Source organism: Massilia rubra (assembly GCF_011682065.1).
Classification (GTDB): Bacteria; Pseudomonadota; Gammaproteobacteria; order Burkholderiales; family Burkholderiaceae_D; genus Telluria_A; species Telluria_A rubra.
In genome coordinates this window covers 278,458-302,317 of sequence record NZ_VUYU01000005.1, presented here as the reverse complement: position 1 = coordinate 302,317, position 23,860 = coordinate 278,458, and the positions used below count along the sequence as shown (strand labels likewise).

Below are 23,860 nucleotides of genomic sequence, written 5' to 3'. Positions count from 1 at the left end.
AAACATGCCTTGGATTCCCGCCGTCGCGGGAATGACGGTCTTCGGTATGGGGGCCAGATCCAGCGACGCACCCCGCCAACAGCAGCCCGGTAAATACGGCGCCCCAGCCTTGAACAGCATTCCCCATCGCCGACCTTCCCAGTTCATCCACGTGTCGATAAAGTATGCCATGGGCTGACACAAGTGGCTAGTCCGCCTTGCACATTTGGCCTGACCAAACTAGAATGGCCTGACCAAATAGCGCTTAAAAAATCATCACCAATAACAGGGGACAATGTGAATACAGCACTTAAACTGTTTGCCGCCATCGCCACGGTGGCCTGCATGGGCAGCCCGGCGTACGCCGACGGCCCATTCCGCAATCCGGACAACAAGAACCTGAACGACCCGGGCGAAGGCAGCTATCCGGTCCCATACAAGAAGCCCGTCGTGGCCGAAATCACCGCCGCCCTGCACCGCATCCGCGGCTTCATGGAAACGGCCACCCCCACCCGCGTGGTCGACAAAAAGACCGGCGCGCCGATTACCGACTTCAGCAAACCGAACGCCAACGCCATCACCGAAGCGAGCCATGCCGACATGGGCATCATGGTCTACGAAATGGGCGTGGTGCATGCCGGCATGATCAAGGCCCAGGAAGTGACCGGCGACAAGCGCTTCACCGACCTGACCGCCCGCCATTTCAATTTCTTCGCCGACAAACTGCCCTACTTCCAGGCCCAGGAAAAGCAATTCAAGCTCGAACGCGCCAACAGCTTTTCGCGCTTCCTCGACCCGCGCGCGCTCGACGACGCCGGCTCCATGTGCGCCGCCATGATGCGCGCGCGCGCCCTGAAAATCGGCCCGGACCTGTCGCACGTCATCGCCACCTGCGGCGACTGGGTGGTCAACAAGCAGTTCCGCCTGCCGGACGGCACCATGGCGCGCGAGCGCCCGCAGGCGGTGTCGCTGTGGGCCGACGACCTGTACATGTCGGTGCCCGCCCTGGCCGAACTGGGCCGCATGACCGGCAAGCGCGCCCATTTTGACGATGCCGTCAAGAACGTGCTGCAGATGTCGGGCTACCTGTTCAACAAGCAGGCCAGGCTGTACACCCACGGCTGGAACGCCAACAACCCCGACGCCCCGAACTTTTACTGGGCGCGCGCCAACGGCTGGGCGGTGATGAGCATGTCCGACCTGCTCGACGTGCTGCCGAAGGACCATCCCGGCTATCCGCAGGTGCTGGCGCAGTTGCGCACCACATTGACGAGCATCGGCGAGCGCCAGTCCGGCAGCGGCCTGTGGCACCAGATGCTCGACCGTAACGATTCCTATCTCGAAACCTCGGCCAGCGCGATGTTCGTCTACGTGTTTGCGCACGCCATCAACCAAGGCTGGATCAGCCCGACGACCTACGGCTCCATCGCCCAGGCCGGCTGGGCCGGTTTGTCGACCCGCATCAACGACAAGGGCCAGGTCGAGGGCACCTGCGTCGGCACCACGTTTGCCAGCGACCAGGTGTATTACTACAACCGCCCGACCAGCCCGTTCGCGCTGCACGGCTACGGCCCGACCCTGCTGGCCGGCGCCGAGATGATCAAGCTGATCAACAACCCCAACATCGAAGTCCAGCACAAGGTGCGCACCTATCACTACATGCCCAAGGGCGCCGGCCAGACCAACTACCGCGAACATCATTGAGAACGCCATGACCAGATCACTCGCCTTTTCCTTCCTCGCCCTGGCCGCCGCGGGAGCTTGCCCGCTGGCGCAGGCCGGCCCGGCCGCCACCATCACGGTCAGCCATGGGCTCGACATCGCGCGGCCGTCGGAAACCATCGTGCTGCCGTGGAGCGAGATCAACCGCGCCCTGCCCGGCGCGCTGATCCAGCGCATCGCCGTCAAGGATGCCGCCGGCCGCGTGCTGCCCTACCAGGTAACGAATATCGCGCCGCTGGCCAAGGACCCGAAGAACGTCGGCATCGCCTACGGCGAGCTGATTTTCCAGCACAATTTTGCGGCCGGCGAAAAACGCGCCATCTTCACGGTCGAGAAAATCGACACCGTGGCGCCGCCGTTCCCGGTAAAAGCGTTTGCGCGCTTCGTGCCGGAGCGGCTCGACGACTTCGCCTGGGAAAACGACAAGCTCGCGCACCGCACCTACGGCCCGGCCCTGGGCGCGCCGGTCCCGGCGGGCGGCGCCAAGGAAGTGCTGGTGACCAGCGGACTCGATATCTGGTTCAAGCGGGTGCCGTATCCGATCGTCGATCGCTGGTACAACAAGGGCCACGACCATTATCACAAGGATGAAGGCGAAGGCATGGACATGTACAACGTCGGCAAGACGCGCGGCGCCGGCGGCACCGGGGTGTGGGATGGCAAGCTTCTCTACACCGGCAACAACTTCACGGGCTGGAAAGTGCTGGCCAACGGCCCGGTGCGCGCCATCTTCGAGCTCAGCTACGACAGCTGGGATGCTGGCGGCACGCCGGTGTCCGAGGTCAAGCGCTTCACGGTCGACGCCGGCCACTACCTGGACCGCATCGACAGCACCTTCACCTTCGCCGGCAAGGCGGGCATCGAAGTCGGCGTGGGCTTGAACAAGACCCCCACCGACAAGGGGCAGGTGCCCGACATCAAAATCGGCAACAAGGCGCCCGGCATCCTGATGCAATGGGTCGAACAGGCCAGCAACGGCGCCATGGGCACGGCGGTCATCCTGCCGTCGGCGACCGGCTTTGGCGCGGATGCGCTGAACCACCTGGTGCTGGCGCCGGCGGCCAGCGGCACGCCGCTGCGCTACTACGCGGGGGCGGCGTGGAGCCGCTCGGGCGACATCCTCAGCGGCCAGGACTGGGAACGCTACCTCGTCGCGGCGGCTGCGCGCGACGCGAATCCGGTGACCGTGAGCGTGGCCACCACGCCATAAAAACCACAAAGCGGCCTGACCATAAAAAGATTGTGGCCTGACCAATTGTGCAAAGATGTAAACCGGCCTAGAATTGGTCAACCGCTTAATAAACTGGCAGCAACAAGCCAGGCGCCACGGGGGAATCCGTCATTCCCGCGCAGGCGGGAATCCAAGGCCCTTCGCTTGGCAAGCGAAAACTTGGATTCCAGCCTGCGCGGGAATGACGGTGAAATCGGCGCGCGGTAACCCGGCCGGTTGTTGGATCAGCGGCAGCAAGACCGCGCGGCATCCGGCTGTATTCTAATAACGATAGGAGACAGCAGCATGCGCATCACCGACCAGACCCGCGCGCTCGGCAAATTCGCCGTGCGCCTCGTGGGCAGCACATCCGTCACAGCCCTGGCCATCAGCGGGGCTTACGCCCAGACCAGCGCGCAACCGAGCTCGCCCGCAGCCGACCAGCAAGCCCAAACCGTCGTCGTCACCGGCTTGCGCGCTTCCCTGGAGAGCGCCCTCAACAAGAAAAGGGAAGACTTCGGCATCGTCGACGTCATCAAGTCCGAAGACATGGGCAAGTTCCCGGACACCAACCTGGCCGAGTCCCTGCAACGCGTCCCCGGCGTGGTCATCGACCGCGACGCCGGCGAAGGGCGCAACATCACCGTGCGCGGCCTGGGCCAGGATTTCACCCGCGTGCGCATCAACGGCGTCGAAGGCCTGGCCACCACCGGCGGCACCGACAGTTCCGGCGGCGCCAACCGCTCGCGCGGCTTCGACTTTAACGTCTTCGCCGCCGAACTGTTCAGTTCCCTCACGGTGCGCAAAAGCTCCTCGGCCGACGTCGACGAAGGCTCGCTCGGCGCCACGGTCGACCTGCAAACCATGCGCCCGTTCGACCTGAAAGGCTTCAACGCCACCGTCATGCTCAAGGGCCGCTACAACGACCTGTCCGAAAAGACCGACCCGCGCGTCGCCTTTTTGGTCTCGAACACCTTCGCCGACCGCAAGCTCGGCGTGCTGGTCTCGGGCGCCTACTCCAAGCGCCAGGTGGTCGAAGAAGGCTTCAGTACCGTGCGCTGGGATAACGGCCCCTCCTCGGGCGGCTGGTGCGCGCCGATGGGGCTCGCCGCCAACCCGGCCAACTCCAGCGCCACCACCTGCGGCCCGGCCGCCCAGGGCGTGGCGCGCCTGCCGAACAGCCCCGGCGCCGTGGCCGCCTACAACGCTGCCAGCAGCGCCAACAACTTCGCCCCGCGCATTCCGCGCTACGGCCGCCTGACCCACGACCAGGACCGCCTCGGCCTGACCGCCTCGGTCCAATGGCGTCCGGCCGCCGGCACCCGCCTGACGCTCGACATGCTCTACTCCAAGCTCGACGCCACGCGCCAGGAAGACTTCTTGCAGGCGACCTCGTTCAGCCGCGGCGCGACCCAGGGCGGCAAGCCGCAGACCAGCGTCGTCGACACCGCCTACGCACCGAACGGCGCCCTGCTGTACGGCACCTACAACGGCGTCGACATCCGCGCCGAATCGCGCTACGACGAACTGAACACCACCTTCACCCAGCCGACCCTGACGTTCGAGCACGAACTGAACGAGCGCATGCGCCTCAATGCCCGGGTCGGCCGCGCCACCTCCAAGTTCCGCAACCCGATCCAGACCACCACCACGCTCGACGCCCTCAACGTCAACGGCTACAGCATCGATTTTCGCGGCAACGACCGCCTGCCGGCGATCAGCTACCCGTTCAATGTGAACCAGCCGGGCGGCGCGCTCGGCATCGTCGGCGTGCCGCAGGTCGCCAGCGGCGCCCAGCCATCGAGCATCGTCAACACCAGCCCGAGCGAAATCCGCATGCGTCCGCAAGGCGCCAACAACCGCAACGATGTCGGCCACGTCGACTTCGCCTGGGACGTGGTGCCCGACAAATTCACCCTGAAAGCCGGCGCCGACTATAAAAAGTTCGCCTTCGATTCCTACGAATTCCGCCGCGTGAACCAGGGCGACACCATCTTCGCCCCGGCGGCGGGCGTCCCGGCGGCCAGCCTGAGCACCCAGATCACGGGCTTCGGCAACGGTCTCGGCATGCCGGCCGGCACCCCAAGCGGCTGGGTTTTGCCCAACATGAACGCCATCGCCCAGGCCTACGACATCTACTGCAATTGCATCAAGAGCGGCCCGGCCGGCGGCCCCGGCGACTTCACCCTGTCGTCGACCACCAACGCCAATGCGCGCGGCAACAACCGCTCGGTCAGCGAAGAAGACAACGGCCTGTTCCTGATGGGCGAGTTCACGAGCGAGCTGGGCGGCATTCCGCTGCGCGGCAACCTGGGCGTACGCTATGTCGAGACGCAGCAGAGTTCGACCGGCTACCAGGCCGTCGGCAACGGCACCGCGGTCACGGTCGACAATGACTACCACGACGTGCTGCCATCGTTCAACATCGCCGCCAACATCACCAAGAACTTCATCGTGCGCGCGGCCGCCGCCAAGGTGATGTCGCGGCCGCAGCTGGCCAACCTGACCCCGGGCGGCAGCGTGGCCACCACCGGCACCCTGTCGATCACCAGCGGCAACCCGATGCTCAAACCGTTCCGCGCCAAGGCCTTCGACACCAGCTTCGAATGGTACTTCGACAAGAACGCGTTTATCGGCGTCGGCCTGTTCCAGAAAAACATCGCCACATATATCCAGAGCATCCGCAACGATGTGAAATTCAAGGATACCGGCCTGCCGCTGGCGCTGCTGCCGACCAACTTCACGGGCGACGAAATCTTCCAGTTCACCGCCCCGATCAACACCGAAGGCGGCAAGCTGCGCGGGCTGGAACTGAACTACCAGCAACCGTTCACCTTCCTGCCGGGCTGGGGCCGCAACTTCGGCAGCTTGTTGAACTACACCTACGTCAAGTCGAAGATGGAGTACGTGGTCTCGCCGTCCAGCAACCAGACCGTGACCGACGACCTCTTGAATCTGTCGCCGACATCGTGGAACGCCACCCTGTACTACGATGACGGCAAGCTCAGCGCACGGGTATCGACCTCGCAGCGTTCCGGTTTCGTCACGCGCGTGCCGGGCCAGAACAACAACGATGTCGAGGGCAAGAACAAGACCTTCAACGTCGACCTGTCGTTCTCGTACAAGGTCAACGAGAAGCTCGAACTGACCCTGGAAGGCGTGAACCTGACCAACGAGGAGAACGACCAGTTCGCCAGCCGCGCCCGCAACAGCGTGGTGGTCAACAACGTCACCGGACGCGAAGTACTGGCCGGGCTGCGTTACAAGTTCTGACCGCAAGCGGCCAGAGCGTCGGGCGTCATCTCACCGAAAGGATGAACTGACGCCCGTCGCTATTCAACCGGGGTCTGACCTCTGATTAGCAATTAATATCCACCAAGCAACGCCCCCCCACCGGGGTCAGAGCTTTAACTAGCAACAAAAAAGTTTACCCAGAGCGATTTGTCTGCTTTTTACGACGGTTCAGGCGACTCAACACAGTTCCTGCCGATATTGCCCCAGCGTTCTGCCACTTTTTCCGGCACCTCAGTTGCTTCAGTAACTAATTGCTAGTTAAAGCTCTGACCCTGGTTGTCGGGTTTAGGGCTGTTGGGCAATCAATTGCTAATCAGAGGTCAGACCCCGGTTGGAGGGCGATCAGCGCCGGGTCCAGCGCAGCGCCAGCGCGCCGTGCGTGATGCGGCCGCGCGCGGCCTTGAAACGCCAGTGCCGTCCCCCTCCCTGCCCGGGAACCGCCGGGCCGTCTTCCCACATGATCTCCACCCGGCCTTCGAGTTCGAGCACGTCGCCGCTGGCGTCGTCGATGAACAGCAGGGCCGCGCGCGCGTCGAGCAGCACGTTGCCGAGGGTGTTGAAGTAACGGTTGCCGCCATAGTCGGGCACGATCAGGCTGTCGCCGTCGATCCGCACGAATCCGGCCGCTCCGCCACGGTGCGAGATGTCGACGCCGTGCACGCCGCCGCTGGTCGCAATAAAGAAGGTGTCGGCGCGCGCGATCATGGCGCGCTCGTCCAGGCCGTCGAACTCGCGCACGCGCGCGACCGCCGGCGCAACGGCCCGCACGTCGCGCGTCACGATATGCTGCGGGCAGTTGCCGAAACTTTCTCGCACATCGATCAGCAATTCGCCCGCGCCCGCGCTGCGCACCACGCCATTGACCCGGTTGCGCCGGCGCGTGCCGAAGTCGAGTCCCAGCAGCCCGATCGCCTGCCCGGCGCGCAGGGCGCTGTCGTCCACGCCGATGCGCACAGTGCCGGGATCGGGACTGTCGATGAATCCGGGCGCACCGCTGAACACCCGTGCGCGCGGCTGGCCATCGGCCCCGACCGTCCCCGCCAGCACGAACGGCAGCGCCGCAAAGAAGTCGCGATGTTGCTCCAGCATGAACGGGCGGATGCCGTTGCCATGACTGGTTTCGCCGGCCAGCGCCTGCGCTTTCAACTCGCCTTCGTGGTACGGCGCGCTCATGCGGCCGCCGGCAAGGGCGAGGCGGGCAGCGCCACAAACCCCGGCAGGGCTTCGATCCGCGCCAGCCACGCGCGCAGGTCCGGATACGGGGCCAGCCCGATGCCGCCTTCCGGCGCGTGCGCCACGTAGCTGTAACAGGCCAGGTCAGCCAGGGTGGGATGCGCGGCCGCCAGGAAACGATGCGTGCCCAGGTGCTGCTCCATGAAGGCCAGCAGGCGCTGCGCCAGCGCGCCGGCCTGGTCCAGGTCGGCCGGCACATTCCACAGCGCGTGGGCGCGCGCCTTGGCCGGGCCGAAGGCCAGTTCGCCGGCCGCGATCGACAGCCAGCGCTGCACGCCAGCCGCACCGGCCGCATCCTCGGGCAGCCAGTCGCCGCCGGGGGCGTAGCGCCTGGCCAGGTAGACCAGGATGGCATTGCTGTCGCTGATGACCAGCTCGCCATCCTGCAGCACCGGAATCTGCCCCAGCGGATTGAGGGCGCGGAAGGCGGCGCCGGCGCGTACCTCGGCCGGCGCCGGCACGAAGGTGAACGGCAGACCCAGCATGCGCAGCAGCAGTTCGACACGGTGCACATGGCCCGATACCGGCAGGCCGTGGAGGATCAGGGAAGTGGTTTGCATGGCGTCTCGATTCAATAGGGGATCAGGAAAGCCATGCTATCGCTTGCGCGCATCAATGAGAATCATGATAAATTGAAAATGATTATTTCAATTTATGGAAGAATACATGGACCGGTTCGATGAGTTGCAGATATTCGTGGCGATCCTTGACGCCGGCAGCCTGAGCGGCGCGGCACGGCGCTTGCGCCGCTCGGCCCCGGCCGTCACGCGCGCGCTGGCGGCGCTGGAGGAGCGGGTCGGCGCACGCCTGGTCGAGCGCACCACGCGCCGCCTGGCGCCCACCGAAGCGGGCCTGCGCCTGGGCGAGATGGCGCGCCGCGTGCTGGCCGATTACGACGACGCCGTGCGCGAGGACGATAACGCGCCCCTGCGCGGACGCCTGCGCATTACCGTGCCGACCGTGTTCGGGCGGCGCCATGTGGCCCCGGCCATGATCGACTTCCTCGACCTGCATCCGGCCTTGCAGGTCGAGCTGGTGTTCAACGACCGCAACCTGGACATGATCGAACACGGGCTCGACCTGGCCGTACGCATCGGCGCCCTGCCCGACACCGGCATGATGGCGCGCCAGGTCGGCCAGGTGCGGCGCGTGCTGGTGGCCAGCCCGGCCTATCTGGCGCGGCGCGGCAGTCCGGCCAGTCCGCGCGAGCTCGACACCCACGACATCATCTTTGCCGAACAGCGCGCGACCATGGAATGGCGCTTTCGCGACGACGCGCGCGCCGATGCACGCGAATTCGCGGTGCGCCTGGCCCCGCGCCTGATCGTCAACGAAATCGATACCATGCTGCTGGCGGTGCTGGCCGGGCGCGGGATCGGTCGCCCACTGTCGTACCAGGTAGCCGAGCAATTGGCCGACGGCGCCCTGGTGCGCCTGTTGCCGGCTTACGAACTGGCGCCGCTGCCGGTGCAGTTGCTGGTGCCGAGCGCGCGCCACATGGCGCCGCGCCTGCGCGCCTGCATCGACTTCCTGGCGCGCCGCCTGGCCGCCCTGCCGGTGCTTGATCCCACTGTGGCCTGAGCTCGGATGAATACGCATTCCACGCCCGCCGTGTTGCAACACCGCGTTCCGAGGTGTCGCGGGTTTGCAAACAACGCGGCGGGTGCGGCGCAGCCCTTGCCGGCCTCACTTCATTGACAGGATGAACTGGCGCCCGTCGTGCTCTTCCACGAAAGCGAGCTGCGTGTCGCGCGCAAAGACGATGACTTCGCGCATGCGTCCGGCCACGTCGGCCAGGGCTGCGCGCAAGTCGGCTTGCTCGCCGTCGAAGGTCGAGCGGCCAAAGACGTAGCAGGTCTTGCCGGCCCCCTGTTTGCGCATCAGCGCCAGCAGCTGGTCGGGGTCGGACAGGGTCGGCACGAGTTCCCGGCAGCGATCGGCGCGCAGGTCGCGTGCGTCATGCAGCAACTCGTCGAGTAACTGCCCGCGGCGTTTCGATTTTTCCCAGAAATAGAGATAGCGCGCCTTGCGCGACGGTTCGACGAACAGCTCGATGATCTCGCGCAGCACGGGGTGATTGTTTTCCATGACGAATAGTACAGGCACCGCGTCAAGCGGGCTCAGCGCTTTTCAACCGGGGGCAGAGCTCCAATCAGCAACAAAAAAGCTTTCCCAGCGCTATGTTGTCTGCTTCCTGCAACGGTTCAGGCGCCACAACACAGCAGACGCGCCGATTGGCGCTGCATTCCACCGCCTTGACCGAAAATCCAGTCGATTCATCAATTAATTGCAGTTTAGAGCTCTGACCCCGGTTGTAGGAATCTGCGGAGGGCGGCTGGCGCTTGACAGCGCGCCAGCACTCGGGCACTATCCAAACCTACTAGTTGGTAGGCAAACGGAGGCAGGGTGGTCAAACAATTTTCGGAACTGTCGGCCTCGGCCGAGCGGGTGGTGGACGCGGCCCAGCGCCTGATCCAGCAGTACGGCTACAACGGCTTTTCGTACGACGACATCGCGCGCGAGATCGATATCAAGAAGCCCAGCATCCACCACCATTTCCGCACCAAGGCCGACCTGGTGCAGACCATCGTGCAGCGCTACGCCGACCGCTTCGCCACCCTGTTGCGCGACATCGACGCCAGCGGCGAGGATGCGCCCGCGCGCCTGGCGCGCTACGGCGCGCTGTTCGCCGCCACCTACCAGCAGGACCGGCGCCTGTGCCTGTGCGGCATCCTGGGCGCGGAGGCGCAAGCGATGTCGCCCGAGCTTGCGCTGGACGTGCGCGCTTTTTTCCAGCTGAACCTGGACTGGCTGGCGGGCACCATCGGCCAGGGCCAACAAGCCGGCCTGCTGCGCGTGCACGGCAGCGCCGAAGAACAAGCCTACGGGCTGCTCAGCGCGCTGGAAGGGGCGATGATGGTCGGGCGCGGTGTGGGTACCGACCACAGTCCCGCCAACGCCGGCGCCACCTACGTCTCGAACATGCTGGCCTGAGCAATTTTCTCCCTTGCCGGCTGCGGCCGGCCTTTTTTGGCAACATCAACCTACCAACTAGTTGGTATAGAAAGGTCTAGCATGAATCACGCTTTTGAAGGACAAACCCTGCTCGCTATCGGCGGCAACAGCGGCATCGGCCTGGCGTCGGCAGGCGCGGTGGTGCGTGGCGGCGGCTCGGTGGTGCTGCTCGGGCGCGACGCCGCCAAGAACGCGCGCGCCGCCGCCGGGCTCGACGCTCCCGGGCGCGTGCACACCCTGGCCGGCGACATCGGCGACCAGGCCGACCTGGACCGCCTGCGCCAGCAACTTGCCGCCGATCATCCGCAGATCAACCTGATCCTCAACGCCGCCGGGGTCTTCTTTCCCAAGCCTTTCCTGGAGCACGGCGCGGCGGACTACGACCAGTACCAGGCGATCAATCGCGGCCTGTTCTTCCTGACGCAGTCGGTGGTGGCGAGCATGGTGGCGCGCGGCGCTCCAGGGGCGATCGTCAATATCGGCTCGATGTGGGCGCGCCAGGCAGTCGCCGCCACGCCGTCGTCGGCCTATTCGATGGCCAAGGCCGGCATCCACGCGCTGACCCAGCATCTGGCGATGGAACTGGCGCCGCACCGGATCCGCGTCAATGCGGTCGCGCCGGCGGTGGTCGACACGCCCGTGTACGAAGGCTTCATTCCGAAAGACCAGGTGGCGGCCGCGCTGCGGGGCTTCGACGCCTTCCATCCGATCGGACGCATCGGCACGGCGCAGGATGTGGCCAATACGGTCGCCTTCCTTCTCTCGGGCGAGGCGGCCTGGGTCACCGGCGCGGTGTGGGATGTGGATGGCGGCGTGATGGCCGGGAGAAATTAAGAACACATCGTGCCCCGCTTGCAAAGCGGGCATCGATCCGGGATGATGGGGCATGAAAAAACCTGCCCCCTCCTCCTTCTTGCGCCTGTGCATCGCAGCCGCCCTGATCGCCGCCGGCACCGCCTGCAGCGAGCCGTCCAACACGTCCGCCCCGGCCGCGCCCGCGCCGGCGGCATCGCCGGCGCCAGCTGCGCCGGCCGCACCGGTGGCCGCCAGCGATGCGGCCGGCGGTTCGCTCGGCGCGCGCATCACGGCCGAAATCGGCGACGCCGCCTGCGACAACGCCAGCCAGTGCCGCACCCTGCCGGTCGGCAGCAAGGCGTGCGGCGGCCCGGCCGGTTTCCTGCCCTGGTCGGCCAAGCGCAGCAACGGCGACCTGCTGGCGCGCCTGGCGGCCGAACAGGCGGCGGCGGAAAAGAAAGTCAACGAGAAAAGCGGCATGATGTCGACCTGCTCGGTCGAGCAAGACCCGGGCGCGACCTGCAGCGCCGGCAAGTGCGTGCTGCAAGCACGCGGCCTGGGCGGCAGCGAGGCGCGCTGAGGAATCGGCTCCCCCCATAAAAAAAGGCTGCGGGCAAGATTGCCGCAGCCTTTTTCACTAACGAAACACACGAGCGCACCGTGCGGCGCGCCCGTCCTTCCCGCTTACTTCGCCAGTACCACGGCGCGACGCGGCGCGTCGAACTGCGGCAGCGGATCGTTGGTGTTTACTTCCACCATCGTCGTGCCTTGCGTGGCGCCACCGACCACATAGCGCAGTGCGCCCAGGTGACGCTGGTTGGCCGCCAGGCCCGACCAGCTCATGCTGACCGTGGCGGTGCCGCCCACATACGCACGCGCCGGCACCAGGGCCTTGAAGTTGCCGTTGACGGCGCCTTCGTTCAGCACCCACGACGACAGCTTGTACTCGGCTTCGCCGCCCGCCGGCTCGTAACCGATCACGCACACCTTGTAGGCGCCCGCGCTTGGCTCGACCAGTTCGACGCGCTCGTTCGAGCCGCCGCTGCCGCTGCTGGTAATGGCGCCGTTCGGGGCGACCACGATCAGGTCGAGATCCGAGTCCGCGCCGCCGGCGGTGTCGTCGTTATACAGCGCGAAGCGCGCCGCCATGGTCGATGCCGGCACGTTGACCGTGTGGACATTCACGCCAGGACCGCCGCCAGCCTGGCAAGCCGCCAGGTAAATGGCCGCATCGGTGCCCGATTGGCCGACGCTGCGCGTTTCCACCGTCGCCGGCAACAAGCCCGACTTGACCGAGGTCATGGCGCCGGCAAAGCCCGTGCCGATGGTGATCAGCTTGCTGCCGTTGGCGAATTCGCTCGACACCGACGCTGGTGCGGCCAGGGCCGAACCGCGCACGGTCAGCGGGCTGCGTACCTTGTTCACGCCGTCCGACCAGACCAGGCTGCCGTAGACCCAGGTATCGACCGGGGCGTTGACGCGCGTGACCTTGACCTTGAAGGTGGCTTTCTGGCCGGCGCCGATGGTCAGCGTCGGCGGTTGCACGTCGACCGTGTAGCCGGGCACGCTGGCCGTGGCGTTGTAGGTCGCCGTGCTGGCGCCGACATTGGTCACGGTACGGGTCAGGGTCAGGCTGCCGAGCACGTCGCCGGCGGTCAACGAGGCCAGGTTCAGGTTATACGGCTGGATGGTGCCGATCGCCTGGCAAGTCGCCGGGCTGTACACGCCGGCGTTCAGGCCGCACAGGAAGCGCGCATAGTCGATTTCCGTCGCGTCGTACACCAGGCCCGGATTGGCGGCGCCGTTCGGCGTCACGTGGCCGGCGCCCTGGCCCCATGGCAGGGTGCCGGTGGCCTTGGCGGTCTTGTCCCAGGCGACCGAGGCGGTCACGCCGTCCGGCTGGGTGGTGCTGGCGCTGGTCATCAGCGCCGACTTGATCGCCGCCGGGGTCCAGGTCGGATGCAACTGCTTGAGCAGCGCGGCCAGGCCGGCCACGTGCGGGCTGGCCATCGAGGTGCCCGAGTAGAAGGCCCAGTCGGTCGATGGCGCCGCGCCGCCGGCGGCCACCGCGTCGCGCTGCGCTTTGGTCAGGTCGGCGGTGACGCCGGCCAGGATGTCGCTGCCCGGTGCGGTGACGTCCGGTTTCAGGATGTTGGCGTTGGCCACGTTCGGTCCGCGCGAGGAGCTGCCGCTCATCACCGGCGCCGCCACGTTCGGGTTGATCACGCCTTTCAGGTCGCCCAGCGAGGCGATGGCGCTGGTCGGATTGGCGGCGATGTAGCTTTTCAGCGTGGTGCCGTCGGCCACCGTCAGGTGCACGGTCGACAGTGCGTGCGACTGGTTCAGGATGGCGTTGTTGGCGACCGCGACGTTGGCGATGATGGCGCCAACCGCACCGGCATCCTTGGCATTCTGGCTCTTGTTGACCAGCACGTTGTTGCCGCGGTCGCAGACCAGGATCTTGCCGGCCACTTTGGCCGGGTCGAGCAGCGGGCTGATGGTGTCGGCCGCGCCGAAGCATTGCAGCAGTTGGGCATTGGTCGGATCGACCCCGGCCTTGCCGGCGTCGCGCGCCAGGATCAGCGCGGCCGAGTTGGTCGAGGCATTGCTCGACGAACCGGTCAGCTTGACGCCATTGCCGAGCGTGGCGGTGCCGACGAACAGGCGGTTGTGGCTCGAGTTGCCGACCGTGGTCAGCCATGGGCTGATGTGCGAGACCGGGGCCGGGGTGGCCACGCCAGGGCCGGAATTGCCGCCCGAGGCCGCCACGAAGACACCGGCGCTGGCCGCGCCCAGGAAGGCCACTTCGGTCGCTTCGTTGAAGGCGCCGCCGCCGGCGTTCGGGCCGATCGAGAAGTTGATCACGTTCACGCCGTCTTTCACGGCTTGTTCGATCGCGGCCACGCTGTTGGCGGTGGCGCAACCGTTCTTGCCGGACGCGGCGTCGGTCCAGCACACCTTGTACGAGGCGATGCGCGCGCGCGGCGCCATGCCGCTGGCCAGGCCCAGGGTCAGGTTGCCGTTGACGATAGGGGTGTTGGCGTTGCCGCCGGCCGTGGTCGCGGTGTGGGTGCCGTGGCCGCCATGGCCTTCGGCGCCGGCGACCGAGTCGCGCGAGGAGTTAAATTCGGTCCAGTGCAGGGCCTGGGACGGCGACTTGAAGTAGCGCGCACCGATCAGTTTGTTGTTGCAGTTGGTCAGCGCAAAACCTTCGCCGGTGTCGCACGAGCCTTTCCAGCTGGCCGGCGGCGCGCCGTAGGCCGAGACGGTGCCCGAGTGGCTCGGCACGCCGTTGGCGTCGACCTTGTCGGCGAACGACGGGTTTTCCGGCCACACGCCGCTGTCGACGATGCCGATGACGATGTTCTCGCCCGCGGCCACCTTGCCGCCGACCTGTTCCCACAGGCCGCCGGCTTTGTCCAGGCCGAGGAAGGTCGGGGTGTAGTTGGTGTCCATCTGCATGATGGAGTCGGCCGTGATGTTGGCCACGCCGGCGTCTTTTTTCAGCGCGCGCACTTCGGCGTCGGTCAGCAGGGCGGCAAAGCCGTTCAGGACCACGTTGAACTGGTGCGTGATCTGGGCCGCGTTGACGGTCGAGATGACTTTCGATTTCTTGGTTTCGAGATAGGTGATGTAGTTCTGCACATCGGTCGCGTCGACATCGAGGCGCTGGCCTTCGGCCGGCTTGGTGGCGGGCAGGCCGGCCACCTGGCCGGTGTAGGTGGCGACCGGCTTGTCGACCAGTTGCACGATGTAGGAACGGCGGGCTTCGTCAGCGGCGGCGGTGGAAGTGATTCCAGCAAGCATCAGCAGGACGGCAAGGGATACGGGGCGTAATGTCATGGTCAATTTCCTTGCGGGCTCAGATGGTGGCCGGGGTCGATGGGGATGCTTTGCTGCGGCGGCGGGTCAGGCCGATGGCGCCGATACCGAGGCCCACCAGCAGGAACGAGCCCGGTTCCGGCACGGCGTTGAAGCTGATGTCGTCGAGCGCGAACTGGGCCTGGCCGTTGGCCGGGTTGTCGACCGAGTTGTAGCAGCCGCCATTGCCGTCGAACAGGCAGGCGTTCACGGTCAGGCTGGTCAGCACTTCATTGCGGAATTTCTGGTCGATCAGGGCCGAACCGAAGGTAAAGCTGCCGTTGGCGGCCTGGCCAGGGAAAGCCGAGGTGCTCGAGACCACGGTGCCGTCGCCGCGGATGCCGGAAAATTGCAGCAAGCCATACTCGCCGTCAGGAACGCTGATCGGCGGCAGGAACGCCAGGCTCAAGCTGCCGAGCTGGAACTGCTGGCCGGCGCGCGTAAATTTCACGCCGCCATCGTTGAGAACCGCAAGGAAGTGTCCGCTGGCGCCGGTCGGGCAGCCGAATACCGTGCAGGTGTTCGGATCTTTGCTGTTGACCACCGTGCCGTACGGCGTGGTCAGGTCCGGGCCGACACTGTCCGGGCTGGGCAGGAACAGCATGTCGTAGCCGCCCTCGCTGATCGATTCGCCGCTGAGCAGCGCATTCGGCAGGCTCGATTCGAAAGTGATGGGACTGGCCATGGCCGGCAGCGCGCAAAACAGCGCGGCGACAGCGGCGATCGTGTGGAGTGCGCGGGTGGCGCGCCGTGGGGTACCCAGCGGGGTGACTGTGCGATTCATCTCTTGCCTTATGTTTGATTAGTTCGATCAATGGGCGTACAGGTCGATTTGCCTGCTTGCTACTTTTCTTAAAAGTGCAAAAGACTATAGCAAAGGAAATAATTGTTGTAGCAATAATCTCAACGTAATAAATTCATATTTTTCGGGGTTTCACCAGAGTTTGTTTCGTTTCCTCTATGAAAAGATGCTAAAAAAGCCCGTGACAATTTCACCACATTTGCCAACATTGTTTGTGTTAGCTTCACTTGACTCTTTTTGCGTTTTCGCGCGTAATTGCGTGCGCGCGGCGCCGAGGGTGTGTATGATGGTCATTCGTGTATAAGCGTAAGGATCGATCATGAACCCACGCCGCTCCTTTCTAAAGAGTTCGGTTGTACTGGCATCGGCACTGAGTCTTCCCGCCATGGCCCGTACCGCCAAGGCCGCACCAGGCGAACGCACCTTGCGCCTGTATAACACCCACACGGGCGAAAGCCTGCGCAGCGTGTTCTGGGCCGAGGGCCGTTTCCTGCCCGAGTCGCTCACCGACATCAACAAGCTGTTGCGCGACCACCGCAGCAACTCGGTGGCTGAAATCGACCCGCAATTGCTGGTGCTGCTCAACAGGGTCAGCACCCAGCTCGGGCGCGATCCGGTCCTGCACGTCATTTCCGGTTACCGCTCGCCCGAAACCAATCAAATGCTGGCCGAAGCGAGCGATGGCGTGGCGCGCCACAGCATGCACCTCGAAGGCAAGGCCATCGACATCCGCATGCCGGGCCAGAGCCTGTCGCATGTGCACAAGGCGGCGCTCAACGCGCGCGGCGGCGGGGTCGGCTACTACCCGGATTCGCAATTCGTCCACCTCGATACCGGCCGCCTGCGCCGCTGGTAAGCGTGCCAGCCGGGCCGCGCCGCGTCACTGCGCGCGCCGCCCGGGCGCATGGCGCCATGTCATTCCTGACAATCCTTTTCCGCCTCGCCGTTGCCATGTTGGCCAGCCCGATCCTGCCCGCCGGCGCGGCCCGGGAAGATGCGGCCGCGCCCATGCAAACCGTGCTCGTTCCCTACGTGCGCGATCCGGTCGACAAGTCCTACCGCAAGATGATGGCCGGGGTGGCGCGTTTCGAACGCGAGCATGCGCTGGCGAGCGCGGCCAGCCTGCGCTTCCGCTTGCTGCCGCGCCTGCCGACCACCGACATGCGCGGCGTGGCCGTGCGCATCGCGGGCGAGCGCATCAGCGTGCCGCTCGCGCTCGATGGCGACAACAGTTTCGTCTTGCCGCGCAATGAGGCGGCGCTGCGCGAGGACGCCGCCGTCATCGCCAACCGGCGCGGCGACAGCCTGACCTGGCGCGCCGCCATCCACAGCCCCGGCGTGGCGCCGGGCACGCGCCGCCTGGGCGACCTGCGGCTCGAATGCCGGGTCGGGATCGAAGCGGGGCTGGTGTCGAACAGCTCGCCCCTGTTCGGCTGGCTGTCGGACGCGCTGAGCAATGCCGACCAGGTCTGCGCCAGCGCCGATGGCAACTACCTGTTCTTCGCCGAGCGGCCCGTGTTCGCCGTCACCGTGCGCCACGGCGCGCGCGCCGAAGTCCTGCCGTTTGCCATGCTGTACGCGGGCGGGCGGCTCACCGCCGACGACCTGCGCTTTTGCGACTGCCAGGTGCTGCTCGATCGCAGCTATTACGCCCCGATTTTCGACGCCAGCTGGCCGGATGACGCGATTGTCGAGTTCGAGTACATGGACGATGCGGCGGGTGGCGCGCCATGAGTGCGGCCGCTGCGCGCTGCGCTGCCGTGCTGGCCGCGGCGCTATGGCTCGGGGCCTGCGCCCAGGCGCCCGCGGCGCCGCCCGGGACCCAGGTAACGGCGGAGCAGGTGCGCGCCATCCGCCCGGGGCAGAGCACGCGCGCGAGCCTGCTGGCCAGCCTGGGCGTCACGCGCAAGGTGGCCTTCGACAACGGTGTCGAAACATGGCTGTACCAGTTGGCCGTGCCTGGCGGCTTCGACGAGATCGTGGTGCTGCTCGATGCGCAAGGGGTGGTGCGCAAGGTGCGCCGGCGCGCGCACATTCCGGCGTCCTGAGCTGCGTCCTGGCGCTGCGGACAATACCGGTAACTTAAGCGCCGTCATTCCCCAATGCCGTTGAGCCAAGCGGATGCCAAGCGGATGTTTAGCTACTAACCTACATACCGTCATTCCTACATACCGTCATTCCTACATACCGTCATTCCCGCGCAGGCGGGAATCCAAGGCACGGTCGCTCAGCTAAGATACCTTGGATTCCCGCCTGCGCGGGAATGACGGGGCCTTATCCCGCCTGCGCGGGAATGACGGGGCCTTATCCCGCCTGCGCGGGAATGACGGGCCTTATCCCGCCTGAGGGGGAACTAACGCCATCACGGCGCATCTAACCAGTTCATTCATCCGGTTGCGGGATGCGCATGAACGATCACCTGGTCCAGTTTTACGAGGACGACGTCTTTCTCATCAAAGGCTTGTCCGACTACATCGGCGACGCCCTCGAGCGTGGCGATAAAGGCATTGCCATCGCCACCAGCACCCACCTCGAGATGCTGCACGAGAGCCTGAGCGCGCGCGGCCTGGTCGACCCCCAGGGCCGCAGCGCGAACGGCCGCTATCTGGCCTTGCACGCCGACCACATGCTGCCCATGTTCATGGAAAATGGCTTGCCCGACGAGCGGCGCTTCCGCAGCGCCATCGGCAACGTTATCCGCCAGGCCAGCGCGCGGCACAAGGGCCGCGTGTGCGTGTTCGGCGAAATGGTGGCCATCCTGTGCGCCACCTCGCACTGCTGGCTCAACGCCGGCGGCAAGCACGACGCCGCCATCCGGGTCGAGCGCTTCTTCAACAACCTGCAGCGCCAGTTCGATTTCGACCTGCTGTGCGCCTACCCGCTCAACGCCTTTCCGGCCGCGACCGACGCACCCATGTTCGACGAAGTGTGCACCCTGCACACCCACGTGCTGCCGGCCGAAAGCTACGACCCCACGGCCAGCGTGCAAACCCTGCAGCGCACCATCGCCGCCCTGCAGCAGCAAGCGTATTCGCTCTCGACCGAGGTGCACGACCGCCGCCTGATCGAGCAAGCGCTGCGCGAAGTCAACATCGACCGCCTGACCGGCCTGCCCAACCGCAATGTGTTCCAGGACCGGCTGGAAATGGACATCAAAAAGGCCCACCGCAGCGGCTTGCCGCTGGCCCTGCTGTTCATCGACCTCGACCACTTCAAGGAAATCAACGACACGCTCGGGCACCAGGTCGGCGACATGCTGCTCAAGCAGGTCGGGCAGCGCCTGCAAACCTATGTGCGCGAGAGCGATACCGTGGCGCGCCTGGGCGGGGACGAATTCACCATCACCCTGAGCGAACTGCACAATGTCGACACGGTCACCGACGTGGCCCAAAAAATCCGCAACGACCTGGCCAAGCCTTTCCTGCTCGGCAACGAGCTGGCCTATATCTCGGCCAGCATCGGCATCACCCTGTATCCGCGCGACGCGCAGACGGCGGGCGAACTGCTGCGCAACGCCGACCAGGCCATGTACCAGTCCAAGGACAACGGCCGCAACCGCTTTACCTATTTCACCGCCAGCATGCAGGAGGCGGCGCAGGCGCGCATGGCGATCAGCAACGAGTTGCGGCGCGCCATCGATGAAGGCCAGCTTGCGGTCCACTTCCAGCCCATCATCGACATGCATAACGGCGGCATCCGCAAGGCCGAGGCGCTGGTGCGCTGGCTGCATCCTTCGCGCGGCGCGGTCAGCCCGGTCGACTTCATCCCCATCGCCGAGCACACCGGGCAGATCGTCACGATCGGCAACTGGGTCTTCCGCCAGGCGCTGGCGCACGCGCGCCGCTGGCGCACCTACGACCAGCAACTGACGGTCAATGTCAACGTCTCGCCAGTCCAGTTCTATCACACCAACGGCGAAAACTGCCGTCACTGGCTGACCGACTACAGCTTCGCCCCCAACGGCGGCACCGGCCCGCCCGAGGTGGGGATCGAGATCACCGAAGGGCTGCTGCTGGCGTCCAACAACGCGGTAATGAAGCAGTTGCTGGCGTTCCAGCAGGCGGGCATCAAGATTTCGCTCGACGATTTCGGCACCGGGTATTCGTCGCTGTCCTACTTGCGCAAGTTTAATCTCGACTACCTTAAAATCGACAAGTCCTTCGTCTACAACCTGGAGCACGACGCCGCCAACGTGGCGCTGTGCGAGGCCATCATCGTCATGGCCCACAAGCTGGACCTGAAAGTCATTGCCGAGGGGGTGGAGACCGAACAGCAATACGATATATTGCGCCGGGCCGGCTGCGATTACGGCCAGGGATTTTTGTTCGGCGAACCGCTCCCGCCCGATGCGTTCGAAGCGCTGTTGCAGGAGCGCCCGAGGCTGAGCGCCTGAGAGGCTGAGCGTCTTTCGATCATGCCCGCTCATCACGCCAGAAAGCGCCCGCTCGTCGTTGCAAATGCTCGCCATAGCCCGAGCTATGGCTGTGCTTTGCGCCTAGCTCGGCCACTCTCTGGCGCGCTGCTCGGGCACGCCAGAAAAACTCTCAACCTCTGAAGCGGCGTCGCTTGCGCGCGCGTGGCCCCTGACCGGACTAAAATGACCGCCAGCAATATTTCCGTCTTGACCGTACAATCGTCCGGTGCGCCCTTGCGCCAACAACCCGCAAGCGCGCAAGCACATGGACAGCCCACCCCGCAGCGGCGACACGATCGCCATCCTCGCCATCACCCAGGTCTTGTCCTGGGGTACCTTGTACTACGCCTTCGCCATCGTGGCGCACGATATCGCACGCGAACTGGCCTTGCCGCCCGCCGCCGTGTTCGGCGCGTTTTCGTGGTGCCTGCTGGTGGCCGGCGTCGCCGCCACGCCATCGGGCATGCTGATCGACCGCCACGGCGGCCGCCTGGTGATGGCCGGCGGCTCGCTGTTGTGCGGACTCGGCTTCATCCTGTTGAGCCAGGCCCGTGGCGTGCTCGGCTATTACCTGGCCTGGAGCGTGCTCGGCGCGTCCATGGCGGCCGTGTTGTACGAGGCCGCGTTCGCCACCCTGAACCGCCAGTTCGGCCTCGGCGCGCGCCGGGCCATCTCGACCGTCTCCCTGTTCGGCGGGCTCGCCAGCACCGTGTTCTGGCCGCTCACGGTGCAACTGAACGGCATGCTGGGCTGGCGCCACACCTTCCTGATCTACGGCCTGGCGCAGTTGCTGCTGTGCCTGCCGCTGCACCTGCTGCTGGGCACGCCGCCGGCGCGCGCCAGGGTGCATCCGCATGCGCTGGCGGGCGCCGATTTCAGCCTCAGGCAAGCGCTGCGCCACCCCGCCTTCTGGAAGCTGGCCTTCGCCTTTTCGGCCAACAGCTTCATTTTCTCGGCGCTGTCGGTGCATCTGATTCCGATCCTGCAAGCGTACGGACACGCCTTGTCGAACGTGGTGTGGATGGCCGCGCTGATCGGGCCGATGCAGGTCGCCGGCCGCCTCGGCGAAATGCGCTTTGGCCGCAACGCGCGGCCGCAGGCGGTCGGCATGGCCTGCTTCGCGGTGTTGCCCGGCGCCTTGCTGGGCGTGCTGTTCTGGGGCCAGCACCAGGCGGCGGTGGCCTTGTTCTGCGTGTTGTATGGCTTTTCGAACGGCATCCTGACCATTGTGCGGGGTACCGTGCCGCAACAGCTGTTCGGTGCGCGCCATTACGGCGCCATTTCCGGCGCCCTGGCCGGCCCGGCGTTGGCCGCGCGCGCGGCGGGGCCGATCGCGATCGCCACCCTGCTCCAGTTCAAGGCGTCGCCGGCGCTGCTGTTTTCGCTGCTGCTGGTTTTTTCGCTGGCCTCGCTGGTGCTGTACCTGCTGGCGGTGCGCAGCGAAAGCGGCGCCGCCGCGCGGCCGCGCTGAACGGCGTGCGATGGCGCACAGACCGGCGCCAAGTCCGCCCGTATTGTCAATTACTCAATGCCACCCCCGGAGATTGACATGCTCACATCGCACCTGCGGACCCTCCTGGCCGCGCTGGCCCTGCTCCTGCTGCCGGCCTGCGGCTCCGACGACGACCAGCCATCCACGCCCCCGGGCGGCAGCGGTGCGCTGACGGTCAACCTGGCCGGCCTGCCCGCCGGCCTGCCGGCGGCGGTGCGCATCAGCGGCCCGGCTTCCTACGCAAAAACCATCGGCAGCGGCCAGACCTTGTCGGGTCTCGCGCCCGGCAATTACACCGTCAGCGCCGACAGCATCCTGAGCGGCAACCTGAGCTGGAGCGCCGCCACGCCGGTCCAGAACGCCACCGTGGCGGCCGACAGCAACGCCGTCGTCAACATCAGCTACAGCGGCAGTACGCTGGCGCTCGCCGTGCGCGAAGTGGCCAACGTCAGCGGCGCCGTGTTCCTCACCGCCCCGAGCGGCGACACGCGCCAGTTCATCGTCGAACGCAGCGGGCGCATCCTCGTGATGCAGGATGGCGCGCTGCTCGGCACGCCTTTCCTCGACATCCGCAACCGGGTCGCCTCGGTCGGCGAAGGCGGGCTGCTGTCGATGGCCTTCCATCCCGACTATGCCAGGAACGGCTGGTTTTTCATCTACTTCACCGATGCGGCCAACAACATCGTTGTCGAGCGGCATAGCGTATCGTCGGCCAACCGCAACCTGGCCGAGCCGTCGGCGGTGCTGGAAATCATCCGCATTCCCCATCCCGGCGCCACCAACCACTATGGCGGCCTGGTCAGCTTTGGCCCGGACGGCATGTTGTACCTGGCCACTGGCGACGGCGGTGGCGCGGGCGACCCGCAGGGCAACGCGCAAAACCTCAATTCGCTGCTGGGCAAGATGCTGCGCCTGGATGTGGCCGATTCGCGCGGCGCGCAGCCGTACGTGATTCCGCCATCGAACCCCTTCGTCGGCCAGAGCGGCCGCCGCGCCGAGATCTGGGCCTCGGGCCTGCGCAATCCATGGCGCTACGCCTTCGACGGCGATCGCCTGTACATCGCCGACGTCGGCCAGGCCAGGCGCGAGGAAGTCGATATCGCCGGCGTCAAGCAGGCCGGCCTGAACTACGGCTGGAACACCATGGAAGGCACCTTGTGCTACAACGCGGCCATCTGCAACAAGAACGGGCTGACCTTGCCGGCGTTCGAATACGATCACGGCAACAACAACGTCAACGGCTGCTCGATCACGGGCGGCTTTGTGTATCGCGGCAAGGCGATTGCGGAACTGGCCGGGCGCTACTTCTATTCCGACTATTGCGGCGGCTACCTGAAGAGCTTCCTGTACAAGGACGACGGCGTCACTGAGCAGGCCAGCTGGGCCATTGCCGACATCGATGCGATTCAATCGTTCGGCCAGGATGGCGACGGCGAGCTGTACCTGATCGCCGCCGCCGGCAAGGTGTACCGGATCGTGCGCGCGCCCAAGGCTTGAGGAGGCCGGCGGGTAACTAATCGGCATGGCGTGGCGTGACGCGCTAGAATCGGCGTTTGCCCCGTTCACCACGAAACCGACACCATGGCCCGCCTGATTCTAGATTTTCCGGAAGACCAGTATTACTACACGACCCCGCTGACCGTGCGCGTCACCGACATCAACGGCGCCAACCATCTCGGCAACGACTCGATGATTTCGATGATTTCCGAGGCGCGCGCGCGTTTCCTGTACGAATTCGGCGTCGCCGAAACCGAGCGCGACGGCACCGGCATCATCGTCACCGACCTGGCCACCACCTACCGCGCCGAAGCGCACGCGCGCGACCAGTTGCTGTTCGAGGTCGGCGTGATGGACTTTAACAAGTACGGCGGCGACATCATCTTCCGCGTCACCCGTCCGCGCGACAAGAAAGAAATCACCATGGCCAAGTCGGGCTTCGTCTTTTTCAACTACAAAACCACGCAAGTGGTGACCATGCCGGACGAGTTTCGCGCCAAATTCCCGCGCGTGAACTGGATCGATTAAGGGGTCCCCCTCAATTAG

The 23,860-nt window shown here is 65.7% G+C and carries 19 protein-coding genes; 14 read left to right on the top strand and 5 right to left on the bottom strand.

Features of this window, described 5'->3' with window-relative positions:
- Positions 1-276: 276 nt before the first annotated feature.
- The 3 genes from F0185_RS09920 to F0185_RS09910 all read left to right on the top strand — a co-directional run bounded on the left by F0185_RS09920 (position 277) and on the right by F0185_RS09910 (position 6,184).
- Positions 277-1,683 carry a glycoside hydrolase family 88/105 protein gene (locus F0185_RS09920; protein ID WP_370663994.1) on the top strand — a complete coding sequence of 469 codons (1,407 nt, stop codon included), beginning with the start codon at positions 277-279 and terminating at the stop codon, positions 1,681-1,683.
- A gap of 7 nt (positions 1,684-1,690) precedes the next feature.
- Entirely contained in the window at positions 1,691-2,911 is a 1,221-nt protein-coding gene (locus tag F0185_RS09915) for a DUF4861 family protein (protein ID WP_167223878.1), read from the top strand.
- A gap of 306 nt (positions 2,912-3,217) precedes the next feature.
- Positions 3,218-6,184, top strand: a complete 2,967-nt coding sequence (locus tag F0185_RS09910; protein ID WP_167223876.1) for a TonB-dependent receptor — start codon at positions 3,218-3,220, stop codon at positions 6,182-6,184.
- A gap of 363 nt (positions 6,185-6,547) precedes the next feature.
- On the opposite strand, the gene F0185_RS09905 is transcribed toward F0185_RS09910, so the two are convergent.
- Positions 6,548-7,378: a pyridoxamine 5'-phosphate oxidase family protein gene (locus F0185_RS09905; protein ID WP_167223874.1), complete on the bottom strand. Its 831-nt coding sequence runs from the start codon at positions 7,376-7,378 to the stop codon at positions 6,548-6,550.
- Positions 7,375-7,998, bottom strand: a complete 624-nt coding sequence (locus tag F0185_RS09900; protein ID WP_167223872.1) for a glutathione S-transferase family protein — start codon at positions 7,996-7,998, stop codon at positions 7,375-7,377. Before F0185_RS09900 ends, F0185_RS09905 begins: the two co-directional genes overlap by 4 nt.
- Positions 7,999-8,104: 106 nt before the next feature.
- Here F0185_RS09900 and F0185_RS09895 point away from each other — a divergent pair, with 106 nt between their 5' ends.
- Entirely contained in the window at positions 8,105-9,019 is a 915-nt protein-coding gene (locus tag F0185_RS09895; RefSeq protein ID WP_167223870.1) for a LysR family transcriptional regulator, read from the top strand.
- Positions 9,020-9,124: 105 nt separating this feature from the next.
- Here the strand turns inward: F0185_RS09895 and F0185_RS09890 are convergent, their stop codons facing one another.
- The gene (locus tag F0185_RS09890) at positions 9,125-9,526 is read right to left on the bottom strand and encodes a hypothetical protein (protein ID WP_167223868.1); all 402 of its coding nucleotides are present in this window, start codon (positions 9,524-9,526) and stop codon (positions 9,125-9,127) included.
- Positions 9,527-9,844: 318 nt separating this feature from the next.
- Here F0185_RS09890 and F0185_RS09885 point away from each other — a divergent pair, with 318 nt between their 5' ends.
- From F0185_RS09885 to F0185_RS09875, 3 genes are all read left to right on the top strand, one after another.
- Positions 9,845-10,432 carry a TetR/AcrR family transcriptional regulator gene (locus F0185_RS09885; protein ID WP_370663993.1) on the top strand — a complete coding sequence of 196 codons (588 nt, stop codon included), beginning with the start codon at positions 9,845-9,847 and terminating at the stop codon, positions 10,430-10,432.
- A gap of 81 nt (positions 10,433-10,513) precedes the next feature.
- Positions 10,514-11,287: an SDR family NAD(P)-dependent oxidoreductase gene (locus tag F0185_RS09880; protein ID WP_167223866.1), complete on the top strand. Its 774-nt coding sequence runs from the start codon at positions 10,514-10,516 to the stop codon at positions 11,285-11,287.
- A 52-nt stretch (positions 11,288-11,339) separates the two neighbouring features.
- Positions 11,340-11,828 carry a hypothetical protein gene (locus F0185_RS09875; RefSeq protein ID WP_167223864.1) on the top strand — a complete coding sequence of 163 codons (489 nt, stop codon included), beginning with the start codon at positions 11,340-11,342 and terminating at the stop codon, positions 11,826-11,828.
- Positions 11,829-11,932: 104 nt separating this feature from the next.
- Here F0185_RS09875 and F0185_RS09870 read toward each other — a convergent pair whose 3' ends face one another.
- Positions 11,933-15,091, bottom strand: coding sequence for a S8 family serine peptidase (locus F0185_RS09870; protein ID WP_167223862.1), 3,159 nt, complete (start codon positions 15,089-15,091; stop codon positions 11,933-11,935).
- A 19-nt stretch (positions 15,092-15,110) separates the two neighbouring features.
- Positions 15,111-15,893, bottom strand: a complete 783-nt coding sequence (locus tag F0185_RS09865; protein WP_167223860.1) for an NF038120 family PEP-CTERM protein — start codon at positions 15,891-15,893, stop codon at positions 15,111-15,113.
- 337 nt (positions 15,894-16,230) lie between these two features.
- On the opposite strand from F0185_RS09865, the gene mepK reads away from it, so the two are divergent.
- From mepK to F0185_RS09830, 7 genes are all read left to right on the top strand, one after another.
- Entirely contained in the window at positions 16,231-16,767 is a 537-nt protein-coding gene (mepK, locus tag F0185_RS09860; RefSeq protein ID WP_167223858.1) for a peptidoglycan L,D-endopeptidase MepK, read from the top strand.
- Positions 16,768-16,823: 56 nt separating this feature from the next.
- Positions 16,824-17,645 (top strand): hypothetical protein, encoded by an 822-nt coding sequence (locus F0185_RS09855; RefSeq protein ID WP_229476871.1) that lies wholly within the window; start codon positions 16,824-16,826, stop codon positions 17,643-17,645.
- Entirely contained in the window at positions 17,642-17,959 is a 318-nt protein-coding gene (locus tag F0185_RS09850; protein WP_229476870.1) for a hypothetical protein, read from the top strand. The genes F0185_RS09855 and F0185_RS09850 overlap by 4 nt, the downstream gene beginning before the upstream one ends.
- A gap of 359 nt (positions 17,960-18,318) precedes the next feature.
- Positions 18,319-20,304, top strand: a complete 1,986-nt coding sequence (locus F0185_RS09845; protein WP_167223856.1) for a putative bifunctional diguanylate cyclase/phosphodiesterase — start codon at positions 18,319-18,321, stop codon at positions 20,302-20,304.
- Between the two features lie 286 nt (positions 20,305-20,590).
- Positions 20,591-21,796 (top strand): MFS transporter, encoded by a 1,206-nt coding sequence (locus tag F0185_RS09840; RefSeq protein WP_167223854.1) that lies wholly within the window; start codon positions 20,591-20,593, stop codon positions 21,794-21,796.
- A gap of 78 nt (positions 21,797-21,874) precedes the next feature.
- Positions 21,875-23,314, top strand: coding sequence for a PQQ-dependent sugar dehydrogenase (locus F0185_RS09835; protein ID WP_167223852.1), 1,440 nt, complete (start codon positions 21,875-21,877; stop codon positions 23,312-23,314).
- Between the two features lie 84 nt (positions 23,315-23,398).
- Complete coding sequence (locus tag F0185_RS09830; RefSeq protein WP_166882465.1) at positions 23,399-23,842, top strand: thioesterase family protein; 444 nt, start codon at positions 23,399-23,401, stop codon at positions 23,840-23,842.
- Positions 23,843-23,860 lie beyond the last annotated feature (18 nt).

Excerpts from the sequence above, each read along its gene's own strand:
- F0185_RS09915 (WP_167223878.1), top strand. The coding sequence starts at position 1,691 with ATGACCAGATCACTCGCCTTTTCCTTCCTCGCCCTGGCCGCCGCGGGA.
- F0185_RS09910 (WP_167223876.1), top strand. The coding sequence starts at position 3,218 with ATGCGCATCACCGACCAGACCCGCGCGCTCGGCAAATTCGCCGTGCGC.
- F0185_RS09905 (WP_167223874.1), bottom strand. The coding sequence starts at position 7,378 with ATGAGCGCGCCGTACCACGAAGGCGAGTTGAAAGCGCAGGCGCTGGCC.
- F0185_RS09900 (WP_167223872.1), bottom strand. The coding sequence starts at position 7,998 with ATGCAAACCACTTCCCTGATCCTCCACGGCCTGCCGGTATCGGGCCAT.
- F0185_RS09895 (WP_167223870.1), top strand. The coding sequence starts at position 8,105 with ATGGACCGGTTCGATGAGTTGCAGATATTCGTGGCGATCCTTGACGCC.
- F0185_RS09890 (WP_167223868.1), bottom strand. The coding sequence starts at position 9,526 with ATGGAAAACAATCACCCCGTGCTGCGCGAGATCATCGAGCTGTTCGTC.
- F0185_RS09880 (WP_167223866.1), top strand. The coding sequence starts at position 10,514 with ATGAATCACGCTTTTGAAGGACAAACCCTGCTCGCTATCGGCGGCAAC.
- F0185_RS09875 (WP_167223864.1), top strand. The coding sequence starts at position 11,340 with ATGAAAAAACCTGCCCCCTCCTCCTTCTTGCGCCTGTGCATCGCAGCC.
- F0185_RS09870 (WP_167223862.1), bottom strand. The coding sequence starts at position 15,091 with ATGACATTACGCCCCGTATCCCTTGCCGTCCTGCTGATGCTTGCTGGA.
- F0185_RS09865 (WP_167223860.1), bottom strand. The coding sequence starts at position 15,893 with ATGAATCGCACAGTCACCCCGCTGGGTACCCCACGGCGCGCCACCCGC.
- mepK (WP_167223858.1), top strand. The coding sequence starts at position 16,231 with ATGAACCCACGCCGCTCCTTTCTAAAGAGTTCGGTTGTACTGGCATCG.
- F0185_RS09855 (WP_229476871.1), top strand. The coding sequence starts at position 16,824 with ATGTCATTCCTGACAATCCTTTTCCGCCTCGCCGTTGCCATGTTGGCC.
- F0185_RS09850 (WP_229476870.1), top strand. The coding sequence starts at position 17,642 with ATGAGTGCGGCCGCTGCGCGCTGCGCTGCCGTGCTGGCCGCGGCGCTA.
- F0185_RS09845 (WP_167223856.1), top strand. The coding sequence starts at position 18,319 with ATGAACGATCACCTGGTCCAGTTTTACGAGGACGACGTCTTTCTCATC.
- F0185_RS09840 (WP_167223854.1), top strand. The coding sequence starts at position 20,591 with ATGGACAGCCCACCCCGCAGCGGCGACACGATCGCCATCCTCGCCATC.
- F0185_RS09835 (WP_167223852.1), top strand. The coding sequence starts at position 21,875 with ATGCTCACATCGCACCTGCGGACCCTCCTGGCCGCGCTGGCCCTGCTC.
- F0185_RS09830 (WP_166882465.1), top strand. The coding sequence starts at position 23,399 with ATGGCCCGCCTGATTCTAGATTTTCCGGAAGACCAGTATTACTACACG.